At 72.2% G+C, this 11,265-nt stretch carries 9 protein-coding genes; 6 read left to right on the top strand and 3 right to left on the bottom strand.

Annotated features, from left to right (window positions below; all coding sequences use genetic code 11):
• Positions 1–128: 128 nt before the first annotated feature.
• Together ACVWWH_RS08410 and ACVWWH_RS08405 are read right to left on the bottom strand one after the other, a co-directional pair.
• Positions 129–1,535 carry a DUF349 domain-containing protein gene (locus ACVWWH_RS08410; protein WP_457316257.1) on the bottom strand — a complete coding sequence of 469 codons (1,407 nt, stop codon included), beginning with the start codon at positions 1,533–1,535 and terminating at the stop codon, positions 129–131.
• 64 nt (positions 1,536–1,599) lie between these two features.
• Entirely contained in the window at positions 1,600–2,415 is an 816-nt protein-coding gene (locus ACVWWH_RS08405; protein WP_457316256.1) for a peptidylprolyl isomerase, read from the bottom strand.
• 68 nt (positions 2,416–2,483) lie between these two features.
• Between ACVWWH_RS08405 and hisS the strand changes: the two genes are divergently transcribed.
• Complete coding sequence (gene hisS, locus ACVWWH_RS08400) at positions 2,484–3,830, top strand: histidine--tRNA ligase (RefSeq protein WP_457316255.1); 1,347 nt, start codon at positions 2,484–2,486, stop codon at positions 3,828–3,830.
• 54 nt (positions 3,831–3,884) lie between these two features.
• Positions 3,885–5,663: an aspartate--tRNA ligase gene (gene aspS, locus ACVWWH_RS08395; protein WP_457316254.1), complete on the top strand. Its 1,779-nt coding sequence runs from the start codon at positions 3,885–3,887 to the stop codon at positions 5,661–5,663.
• A gap of 73 nt (positions 5,664–5,736) precedes the next feature.
• Here the strand turns inward: aspS and ACVWWH_RS08390 are convergent, their stop codons facing one another.
• Positions 5,737–7,569 (bottom strand): hypothetical protein, encoded by a 1,833-nt coding sequence (locus ACVWWH_RS08390; RefSeq protein WP_457316253.1) that lies wholly within the window; start codon positions 7,567–7,569, stop codon positions 5,737–5,739.
• A gap of 631 nt (positions 7,570–8,200) precedes the next feature.
• Here ACVWWH_RS08390 and ACVWWH_RS08385 point away from each other — a divergent pair.
• The 4 genes from ACVWWH_RS08385 (at position 8,201) to ACVWWH_RS08370 (ending at position 11,177) form a co-directional block, all read left to right on the top strand.
• A complete protein-coding gene (locus ACVWWH_RS08385) occupies positions 8,201–9,640 on the top strand; it encodes a replication-associated recombination protein A (RefSeq protein ID WP_457316252.1) in 1,440 nt (479 codons plus the stop codon).
• 161 nt (positions 9,641–9,801) lie between these two features.
• Positions 9,802–10,425: a 30S ribosomal protein S4 gene (gene rpsD / locus ACVWWH_RS08380; RefSeq protein WP_307113810.1), complete on the top strand. Its 624-nt coding sequence runs from the start codon at positions 9,802–9,804 to the stop codon at positions 10,423–10,425.
• Between the two features lie 120 nt (positions 10,426–10,545).
• A complete protein-coding gene (locus tag ACVWWH_RS08375) occupies positions 10,546–10,926 on the top strand; it encodes a DUF948 domain-containing protein (protein WP_066497941.1) in 381 nt (126 codons plus the stop codon).
• 38 nt (positions 10,927–10,964) lie between these two features.
• A complete protein-coding gene (locus tag ACVWWH_RS08370; protein WP_066497939.1) occupies positions 10,965–11,177 on the top strand; it encodes a hypothetical protein in 213 nt (70 codons plus the stop codon).
• Positions 11,178–11,265: the final 88 nt, after the last annotated feature.

The raw sequence follows: 11,265 nt of genomic DNA, 5'->3' as shown, positions 1-11,265 counted from the left end.
CCCGGCCTGCGGGCTGCGCGCGCGCCCGGGCCGATGCCTGTGGACAACGCCCCGCGGAGCGGACGCACTGAGGGCCCGGCACCGCACGATGGCGGTGCCGGGCCCTCAGGAGGACGGGGGGAGCCGGATCAGCCGAGCTCGTCCGCCGACTTCTTCAGCGTCGTGAGCCACAGGCGCCGCGCATCCAAGGCCTCCTGGGCCTTGGCGGTCGCCCGGGCGTCACCCTTCGACTGGGCCGCAGCGAGCTCCTCCTCGAGGCTCGTGATCGAGGCCTCAAGCTGGCTCAGGGCCGAGTCGGTGCGGGCCTTCGTCTCCGGATCCGTGCGGCGCCAGTTCTCGTTCTCGGCCTGCGCGACGGCGTCCTCGATGCGGCGGAGCCCCGACTCCATGCGTCCCATGTCGGCACGCGGGACGCGGCCCGCCTCCTCCCACCGCTCCCGGAGGGACTGGAGCGCCTTCTTGGCCGCGTTCAGGTCCTGCACCGGCAGGATCTGCTGGGCCTCGGCGAGGAGGGCCTCCTTGACCTTCAGGTTCGACGAGTACTCCCGGTCCACCGCATCGTTGGCGGCCTGGCGCGCCTCGAAGAACACGTTCTGCGCGGCCCGGAAGCGGACCCAGAGGGCGTCGTCCTCCTTGCGGCTCGCGCGCGGAGCGGCCTTCCACTCGTCCATGAGGCGGCGGTACTCACCGGCGGCCCAGCCCCAGTCCGTGGAGGTCTGGAGCGACTCGGCCTCGGCGATGAGGCGCTCCTTCACGGTCTTCGCCTGGGCGTTGATGCTGTCCAGCTGGGAGAAGTACGCGCGGCGGTGCCGGTCGAACTGGGTCCGCGCGGCGCGGAAGCGCTTCCACAGGGCGTCCTCGGCGGCGCGCCCGAGGCGCAGCCCCGACTTCTGGGAGGACTTCCACTCCTCGAAGAGCTCGTTCATCCGGGCCCCGCTCGACTTCCACTGCGTCCGCTCGGGGTCCTGGCCGCTGATCTGCTCGGCCTCGGAGACGATGGCCTCGCGCCGCGCGAGCTCCTCGGCCCGCGCAGCCTCATGCTGGGCCTTCTCGGCGGCCTCCGCCTGGATGAGGGACTGCTCGAGGGCGTCGAGGCGCCCCTCGGCCGCGCGGAGGTCGCCGACCATCGCCCGCTCAGCGAGCTGGGCCCGCAGATGGGAGGCGGCCTTGCGGACGTCGGCGACGGCAGCGTGGGAGGCGACCCGCTGCTCGAGGAGCCCGATCTGGGCCAGGACGTCCTCGAACTTGCGCGCGAAGTAGGCGAGCGCCTCGTCGGCGGAGACTCCCGGGTACTGCCCGACCGGATGCTCCTCGCCGTCGATGGTGAGGAAGACATGCCCATCGCCCTCGACCCTTCCCCACTTGGAGGCCTCGGCAAGCGAGACGGGCGCCGCAACGGGGGCGGCGACGACGGCGGGCGCCGGGGAAGGCGCCACCGGAGCGGCCGGCTTGAGCTTGGCCGCGAAGGCGGCGGGGGACGGTACGGACGCGGCCGTTGCGGCCGCGGTGTCGTCGGATTTCTGACTTTCGGTCACCGCTAGAACTCTTTCGATTGTGGTTTGTCCTTCGGAGGGGCTGCCGGGGTACCGGCAGCCCGCGTCACTTCACCGTGAACGAGTCTATCGTGACTGGCGTCACGGGAGCCCCGTCATTGCCGGTCTTGACGCCCTGGGCGGCAATCGCCTGGACGACGTCGAGGCCGGAGGTCACGTGGCCCACGACCGTGTAGCCGCCGGCGCTGTCCGAGGGAATGGTGGTGTCCTTGTACACGATGAAGAACTCCTGGCCGTTCCCGTAGGCGTTGCCCGCGGTCCGCGCGACCGCGATCGTGCCTGCGGGGTACTTGCCGTCTGCCGGCGTGTTCTCCAGCGGCCCCCAGGTGTAGGAGGGGTCGGAGGACCCGTCCGCCTTCTGGCCGCACTGCAGGAGGGCGAAGGACGCGCCGGTCGTGAGCCGGCCGCACTGCCGGCCGTTCAGCGTGCCTGCCTGCCCGAGGGACGAGAAGACGGCGGCGGCCTGGGGCGCCTTCGTGCCGTCGAGCTCGAACCCGACGGGCTTGCCGTTGAGGACGAGGCTGCCGGTGAACGTCTTCCCGGCGGCCGCTGCGGGCTTGGGGATCTGCGGGCCGTTGCTCTGGGCGGCGCTCGGCGTGGCCGACGGCGTGGGCGCCTCGAGCCCGGCCTGGGCGGCGGCGTACTCCGACGCGGTCGGGTTGGAGGCGAAGACCGTTCCCTGCAGCACGGCCGCGAGGACGACCGCGGCTGCGGCGGCCGTGGCGGCGATCGTGTTGTCGCGCCGGCGCCGTCTCTCCTTGCCCCTGCGCAGCTCGGCCTTCGCGTCCATGAGCTGGATGCGACGGCGGTCCTCACGCACGTTCCGCTTGGCCACCGGGCAGTCCTCCATCCGCACGCTCATCTCGGGGTGCCTGAACAGGCGCATAAACTTGTGCAGCAGTCAGTCTACGCACAAGGAGTTTGTCACCCATGGCACGTACCGCCTCGCTGTCCGGATTCCCCGAGTGGCTTCCGCAGGAGAGGCTCGTGGAGCTCCACGTGCTCGACACCCTCCGGCGCACCTTCGAGCTGCACGGCTTCGCCTCGATCGAGACCCGGGCGGTGGAGACCGTCGGCCAGCTCCTGCGCAAGGGCGAGATCGACAAGGAGGTCTACGGCCTCTCGCGGCTCCAGGACGACGAGGACTCGGCGAGCCGGGACGACGCGAATGCGCTGGCCCTCCACTTCGACCTCACCGTCCCCTTCGCGCGCTATGTCGTCGAGAACGCCGGCTACCTCGCGTTCCCGTTCCGCCGCTACCAGATCCAGAAGGTCTGGCGCGGCGAGCGTCCCCAGGAGGGCCGGGCCCGCGAGTTCACCCAGGCGGACATCGACGTGGTGGGCGACGGCGATCTCCCCTTCCGCTACGACGTGGAGCTGGCGCTGGTCATCGCGGAGGCGCTCTCCGCGCTGCCGATCCCGCCGTTCCGGCTGCGGATCAACAACCGCAAGCTGGCCGAGGGCTTCTACCGCGGCATCGGCCTGACCGACACGGCGGGCGTGCTGCGCAGCATCGACAAGCTCGAGAAGATCGGCCCGGAACGGGTCGCGGAGCTCCTGCAGGAGGAGCTCGGAGCCACGGCGGAGCAGGCGAAGGCCGCGCTCGAACTGGCGTCGATCCGCACCGAGGACACGTCCTTCGTCGAGCAGGTGCGCGCCCTCGGCGTGGAGGACGAGCTGCTCGCCGAAGGGCTCGCCGAGCTCGAGGAGGTCATCGCGGCGGCCTCGGCCGTCGCCCCCGGCAAGGTGGTCGCCGACCTGAGCATCGCCCGCGGCCTCGACTACTACACGGGCACCGTCTACGAGACCGTGCTCGTGGGCCACGAGCAGCTCGGCTCGATCTGCTCCGGCGGCCGCTACGACGCCCTGGCCACGAAGGGCACGCGGAAGTTCCCCGGCGTGGGGCTGTCGATCGGCGTCACCCGCCTCGTCTCCCGGATCCTCAGCCAGGGCCTGGCGACGGCGAGCCGCTCGGTGCCGACGGCGGTGCTCGTGACGCTCGTCGACGACGGCGCGTGGGCGGCCGCGCAGGGCATCGCCGCCAGGCTGCGCAGCCGGGGGATCGCGGTGGAGGTCGCCGCGAAGGCGGAGAAGTTCGGCAAGCAGATCAAGTACGCGGACCGCCGGGGGATCCCCTTCGTGTGGTTCACCCACGCCGACGGCACCCACGAGGTCAAGGACATCCGCTCCGGCGAGCAGGTCGTCGCCGACCCCGACTCGTGGATGCCGCCCGCGGAGGACCTCGTGCCGCAGATCGCCGCGGCGCCGTCGGCCTGAGGCCCTGCGGGTAAACTCGATCCGAACCAACTCGTCCCTACTGAAAGAAGAGCTGTGCTGCGCACACACGGCCTCGGAACACTGCGTCCCGAGCACATCGGACAGACCGTCACCCTCGCGGGCTGGGTGGCCCGCCGCCGAGACCACGGCGGGGTGGCCTTCGTGGACCTGCGCGACTCGACGGGGGTCGCCCAGGTCGTCGTCCGCGAGGAAGAGGTCTTCCACGGACTGCGCAACGAGTTCGTCCTCCAGGTGGTCGGCACTGTGGAGCGCCGGCCGGCCGGCAACGAGAACCCGCACCTCGCCACGGGCGAGATCGAGGTCATGGCCGAGAAGGTGATCGTCCTCAACACGGCCGATCCGCTGCCCTTCCAGGTCGACGAGCATGTCGAGGTCGGCGAGGAGGCGCGCCTGCGCCACCGCTACCTCGACCTGCGGCGCCCCGGTCCCGCCCGGGCCATGCGGCTGCGCTCCGAGGCCAACCGGGTGGCCCGGGAGCTGCTGCACGGCGAGGACTTCCTCGAGGTCGAGACGCCGACGCTGACGCGCTCCACCCCCGAGGGCGCCCGCGACTTCCTCGTGCCCGCCCGCCTCGCGCCCGGCTCGTGGTACGCCCTCCCGCAGTCCCCGCAGCTGTTCAAGCAGCTCCTCCAGGTCGGCGGGATCGAGAAGTACTTCCAGATCGCCCGCTGCTACCGCGACGAGGACTTCCGCGCGGACCGGCAGCCCGAGTTCACCCAGCTGGACATCGAGGCGAGCTTCGTCGAGCAGGACGACATCATCGCCCTCGGCGAGCGGATCGTCGCGGCCCTCTGGAAGCTCATCGACGTCGAGGTCCCGACCCCGATCCGCCGGATGACCTACGCGGAGGCCATGGCGAAGTACGGCTCGGACAAGCCGGACCTGCGGTTCGGGCTCGAGCTGACCGACCTCACGGAGTACTTCAAGGACACGACGTTCGGCGTCTTCAAGGCCCCGTACGTCGGTGCGGTCGTCATGCCCGGCGGCGCATCGCAGCCCCGCCGCACGCTCGATGCCTGGCAGGAGTGGGCCAAGCAGCGCGGCGCGAAGGGGCTGGCCTACGTCCTGTACAAGGAGGACGGCGAGCTCGCCGGACCGGTCGCCAAGAACCTCACCGACGCCGAGCGTGAGGGGCTCGCCACGGCCGTCGGGGCGAATCCCGGGGACTGCATCTTCTTCGCCGCGGGCGAGCAGGGCCCCTCGCGGGCGCTCCTCGGCGCCGCGCGCGTGGAGATCGGCCACCGCACGGGCCTCATCGACCCGGATGACTGGGCCTTCGTCTGGGTCGTGGACGCCCCGCTGTTCGAGGCGTCCGCCGATGCGAAGGCCTCGGGCGATGTCGCCCTCGGCTACTCCGCGTGGACGGCGGTGCACCACGCCTTCACCTCGCCCAAGCCCGAGTTCCTCGACACCTTCGACACCGATCCCGGCGAGGCCCTCGCCTACGCGTACGACATCGTGTGCAACGGCAACGAGATCGGCGGCGGCTCGATCCGTATCCATCGGCGCGACATCCAGGAGCGCGTCTTCAAGGTCATGGGCATCGGCGCCGAGGAGGCCCAGGAGAAGTTCGGCTTCCTCCTCGAGGGCTTCAAGTACGGTGCGCCCCCGCATGGCGGCATCGCGTTCGGCTGGGACCGGGTCGTCGCGCTCCTCGCGGGCGTCGACTCCATCCGCGAGGTCATCGCCTTCCCGAAGACCGGCGGCGGCTTCGATCCGCTCACGGCCGCGCCGGCCCCGATCACCCCGGAGCAGCGCAAGGAGGCCGGGGTCGACGCGAAGCCCGAGCCGAAGAAGGGCGCCGAGGCGTAGTCCCCGCACTCGCTCGACGCGCACGACGGCGAAGGCGCGGCTCCCGCTGGGGCCGCGCCTTCGCCGTGCCTGCTCAGGTCCGGTCCGGCAGCGCGATGTCCACGACCGCGCCCCTGCGCTCAGCCGCCGGGCCCGTCTCGGCCGAGATCACGAGGTGGCCGCCGGACAGTGCTGCGTCGAGGACGGTGGTGCTGCCGGACGCGAGTGCGCGGCTGTCGAGCCCGAGGGCCCGCCACGCGCCGTCGGCCCCGCGGCGCAGCGCCGCGGCATGCGACCGCGTCCTGGTTCCCACCGTCGCGACCAGGGCGGCGTCCTCGCCGTCCGAGGCCAGATCGGTGGCGATCGGTTCGTTCCCCTCGAGCGCATCGTGGGGCGCGGCGGACCAGGTCGCGCCGCTGTCGCTGCTCTCGTAGACCGCGACGCGCCGCGTCCGGTCGGCGAGTTCGTCAGTGACGGACAGGGCGAGCCTGTTGCCGACGCGGACGAGGCCTCCCACGGTCCTGTCTGTCCCTTCCGGGGCCGCAGGCACGGGCACCTCGGTGAACGCCGATCCGCCGGTGCTCCGCCAGGCCTTCAGCCGCGCGGTGCCCGCCGTGGTCGCCGTCCCGATTGCGATGATGGACCCGTCCGGGGCCTCGGCGAGCCTGCGCACCGTGACAGAAGTGCCCGTCGTTCCGGCGAACGCTGCCGTGCTCGGCCGAGTCCACTGCACGTCATCGTGCCGCCGGACCGCGATCGCGCCGCTGACGGTGCCCTGGCGGTCATCGACCTCGCCCGCGACGAAGAACGTCCCCTGGACGACGAGCCCGTCCCGGATCACCGTCTTGTCCTGCGGGCCGGGGCTGAGGACGGCCTCGGATCCGGTGTTCCACTGGGAGCCGTCCCTGCTCGTCCAGGCAACACCATGGGTGCTGGTGGAAAGCTGCCTCTGGCCGAACAGCATCCGGGCACCCTCTGCGGCGCGCAGGCCCCCGAAGCGCACGGGTGGGTCCGATGGCAGAAGGGTCGGCGAGCCGAAGGAACCGCCCTCGGTGCGCCGGAAGACCGCGGCTTGCGCGCCCGCGTGTCCGAGCGCCTCGATGCCCGTGCCCACAGGGGCGATCGATGTGAGTTCCGTCGTGGGTGCCGAGGGCGCGGGGATCGAGGAGCGGAGTGTGGCCTTCCCCGACGGCTCCACGTAGTAGACCTCGGTGTCGGCGGTCAGGGAATTGCTGACGTCGTGGAAGGACAGGAAGCCGCCTGGCACGGCGACGTTGCCTGCAGCAGACCGGTGGGTGTGCTCTGGCAGCCCGGGCAGGGACACGGTCTTCCATGAGCCGGGGGTGCCGACTCGCAGACTCTGGGTCACCGCCGTCGGCTCACCGTCGTTGCCGGCCGCGAGGTACGTGCCCTCCGATTCTTCGAGGGTGTCGGCGCCCTGATTGCGCCGGGTTCCGTCGCGCAGCGCCGTTTCGAGGGTCGCGACCAGCCCGGAGGAGCCTCGGGGCCGCAGGAAGGCCGCCTGCGGCGCGGTGGTTCCCGGATCAACCCAGGCCCAGCCGACGGCGGTGAATCCCTGCGGAGACCATGTCGCCGCGCGCAGGCCATCGTTGTATCCGGACCCGTACTCCGTCCTGGCGGGCCGCTCGGTCTTCCACGTCAGGCCGGCGTCGGTGGAACGTGCGATCACCGACGAGATGGCCGTGCCCCCGGAGGACGATGGGATTTCGTTCTGGCCCACGACCATGAGCTCGCGACCGGAGGATGCGAGGTCGTTCAGAATCAGCTCGCCCGGGAAGGCGAGTCCCCGCGAGGAAGCTGTGCCGACGTCCCAGACGATCCCGTCGGCGCTGGTGGCGACCTGCCATGGCGCTTCGTCCTTGCCGAACATGACGGTCCATCCGGACGTGGTGCCCGCGGCGAGCACCGTCCCCCCTCGGGAATCGCGATCCCTTCGCCGGACTGGGCGTATGCGCGGCCGTCGGCGCTCGTGAAGACCGCGAGGCGGTCCCTCTGCGCCGTAGCCGTTCGGCCCAGGGCGAGCCAGCCTGCCGGCCCGGCGACCAGGCGCTCGAGCGAGGCCTCGGTGGCCGGCTGGCCGTCGATGGTGGCGTCCTTCCACGTCGCACCGCCGTCATCGGAGAGCGAGATCCGCCATGGGCCGCCGACACCGACGCCGGACGAGACCACGACGCCGACCATGGTCCCACGGGCTGCCGGAGACCGTGCCCCCGTGAAGTGCCGCGGGACCCGGGAGAGGTCGGTGGTGATGGCGGCACTGTCGACGGCGACAGAAGGGTCCCGCTCGGGGCTGCATCCAGCCGCGCCCAGAGCGAGTCCGAGCAAGGCCGCCGAGGCGACCCATCTCCTGAAGCGGCTGAGCGTGGCGGGCGCAGGGCGCGAGTGAATCATGATCCCCCCGGATGGTGTGCGGAAGGCGGCCCCTTCCGGCCGCCTGCTGCGAACCTAGCAGCGGGGGACTGGTCGGCGCCCGTCGATCGCCGGCCCTGTGGATAACCGGTCCCGCGGTGTCGGCGGCGCGGGGTAGCGTAGTGGCGATGGAAGATCTGTTCGGTTCCAGCGACGGCGGCTACGCGGACGGCGGCGAGGAGGGCGCGCCGTCGGCCGCCTCTGACGCGCGCGCCGCGAAGGCGGCCCGGGACGCCCAGCGCAGCCCGCTCGCCGTCCGCATGCGTCCGCGCACCCTCGACGAGGTCGTCGGGCAGCAGCATCTGCTGGGGGAGGCGTCCCCGCTGCGCCAGCTCGCCGCGGGCGCCGCCGCGGGCGGCGCGTCCGTGACCGGACCGAGCTCGGTGATCCTCTGGGGCCCTCCCGGGACGGGCAAGACGACCCTGGCCCACGTGATCGCCCGCGGTCCGGGCCGCAAGTTCGTCGAGCTGTCCGCGATCACGGCAGGCGTCAAGGACGTCCGCCGCGTCATGGACGAGGCGCTGACCGCCCGCGACCTGCACCGCACCACCACCGTGCTGTTCCTGGACGAGATCCACCGGTTCACGAAGGCGCAGCAGGACGCGCTCCTCCCCGGCGTCGAGAACCGCTGGGTCGTCCTCGTCGCGGCGACCACGGAGAATCCGTCGTTCTCGGTGGTCTCGCCGCTGCTCTCCCGTTCGCTCCTGCTCACGCTCAGGCCCCTGACGGACCAGGACATCCGCGGCCTCGTGGAGCGGGCGGCGGCGGACCCGCGCGGCCTCGGCGGCGCGGTGCGGCTCGCGGACGACGCCGCGGACCACCTCGTGCGCCTGGCCGGCGGCGACGCCCGCCGCGCCCTGACTGCGCTCGAGGCGGCCGCCGCCGTCGCGCTCGGGCAGGCGCGCGACGACGGGCACGACCCCGCCGAACCGGTCACCGTCGAGGTGGCCCACACGGAGAAGGCGGTCGATGCCCACGCCGTCCGCTACGACCGCGCCGGAGACATGCACTACGACGTGGTGAGCGCGTTCATCAAGTCGATCCGCGGATCCGACGTGGATGCGGCGCTGCACTACCTGGCGCGGATGGTGGAGGCGGGGGAGGACCCGCGCTTCATCGCGCGCCGGATCGTCATCTCGGCCGCCGAGGACATCGGGATGGCGGACCCCACCGCGCTCCAGACGGCGGTCGCCGCGGCCCAGGCGGTCCAGCTCATCGGCATGCCGGAGGGGCGGATCGTGCTCGCGGAGGCCGTGGTGCACCTCGCCACGGCCCCGAAGTCCAATGCCGCCTACATGGGGATCAACGCCGCCATCGCGGACGTGCGGGCCGGCCTCGGCACCGGGATCCCGCCGCACCTGCGGGACGCGCACTACGCCGGAGCCGAGCGGCTCGGCCACGGCAAGGGCTACCGGTACGCGCACGACGCGCCGCACTCGGTGGCCCGCCAGCAGTACCCGCCGGACGACCTGGTGGGCAAGGACTACTACGTCCCCACCGCCAACGGCGCCGAGCGCGAGCTGCAGGCGCGCGTCGAGCGCCTGCGCGGGATTGTGCGCGGCAGCTGACGCCCTGCGGCCATGCTAGGCTAGATGACCGTCTGGCACGTCCGGGCCGCTGCCTCCTGCGAGGCGCGCGTCCGTCGGTAGCAGAAGGCAGTCGCGGGCCAACGCTCTCCACCTCCGGAGGCCAGTAATCCTTACGCCGCGGCATCAATGAAAGGACACACGTGTCGAGCACTCGTGCCCGCCGTCAGACGCGCCTCTCGCGCTCTCTCGGCCTCGCCCTCACCCCCAAGGCCGCCAAGTACATGGAGCGCCGCCCGTACGGCCCCGGTGAGCACGGCCGCGCCCGCAAGAAGCAGGACTCGGACTACGCGGTCCGCCTCCGCGAGAAGCAGCGCCTCCGCGCCCAGTACGGCATCCGCGAGGCGCAGATGACCCGCGCCTTCGAGGAGGCCAAGCGCACCAAGGGCCTCACCGGTGAGAACCTCATCGAGCTCCTCGAGATGCGCCTCGACGCCCTCGTGCTCCGTGCCGGCTTCGCCCGCACGATCGCCCAGGCCCGCCAGCTCGTGGTCCACCGCCACATCACGGTCGACGGCGCCCGCGTGGACCGCCCGTCCTTCCGCGTCGCCGAGGGCCAGCTCATCAGCGTCCACCAGCGCTCCGAGACGATGACGCCGTTCCAGGTCGCCGCTGCCGGCGCCCACCGCGACGTCCTGCCCGCCGTCCCCGGCTACCTCGACGTCAAGCTCGAGGCCCTCCAGGCCCGCCTGGTGCGCCGCCCCAAGCGGACCGAGATCCCGGTGACCTGCGAAGAGCAGCTCGTCGTCGAGTACTACGCCCGCTGATCCGCTCCGCCCCCGGGCGGACGGGCAGTGACGAGGAGCCCGCGGCGCGCGCCGCGGGCTCCTCGCGTGTGTAAGGTAGCCAGAGGTGCGCGGGCCAGCCGCGCGCCGGGAGGAGGAACCGTGTCCGGAGGGGACATCGCAGGACTCATCGCAGCAGGCGTCTTCGCCGTGCTCGTGGCCCTGCTGGCCGTGCCGATCCTGAAGCTCGGGCGCGTGCTCGACGAGCTCCGCGCCTCGATCCGCACCCTCGCCGACGGCGCCACCCCCCTGATGGACGAGGTCACGATGACCGTCTCCACCACGCACGAGCAGCTCAAGAAGGTCGACGGGATCGCCTCCAACGTCTCCGACACCACCGCGAACGTCTCGGCGCTCTCCTCGCTCGTCGCGGCCACGGTCGGCTCGCCGCTCGTGAAGGTGGCCGCCTTCTCCTACGGCGTCCGCTCGGCCTTCGCCCAGCGGCAGAGGACGCCCCGCGCCTCCGGCCGCCGCAGCCGCTGACCGGCGCGTCCGGCAGCAACCAAGGAAGGGAAACCGTCGTGAAGCGCATCGTGTGGCTGTCGGTGGGTGTGGCGCTCGGCGCCGTCGCCTACCAGAAGATCGCCGCGGCCCGCTCGCTCGCCTCGCCCGGGGGCATCAACCGGGCCGTCGCCTCGCTCGCGGACAGCGTGGCCCACTTCGCGGACCAGGTGCGCGCAGGGATGGCCGAGCGCGAAGGCGAGCTGCGCCAGGGCCTCGGCCTGCAGGACTAGCTGCCGCGCCTAGAATTGATGAAGGCATCCGGGCCCACCAGTGCCCGGATCTGCTGGCCGTCCGGCGCCGCGGCGCGCTGCGTCCACT

This window comes from Sinomonas sp. RB5 (genome assembly GCF_054063535.1).
The sequence above is the reverse complement of the archived record's forward strand: the minus strand, read 5'-3'. Positions and strand labels throughout refer to the sequence as shown.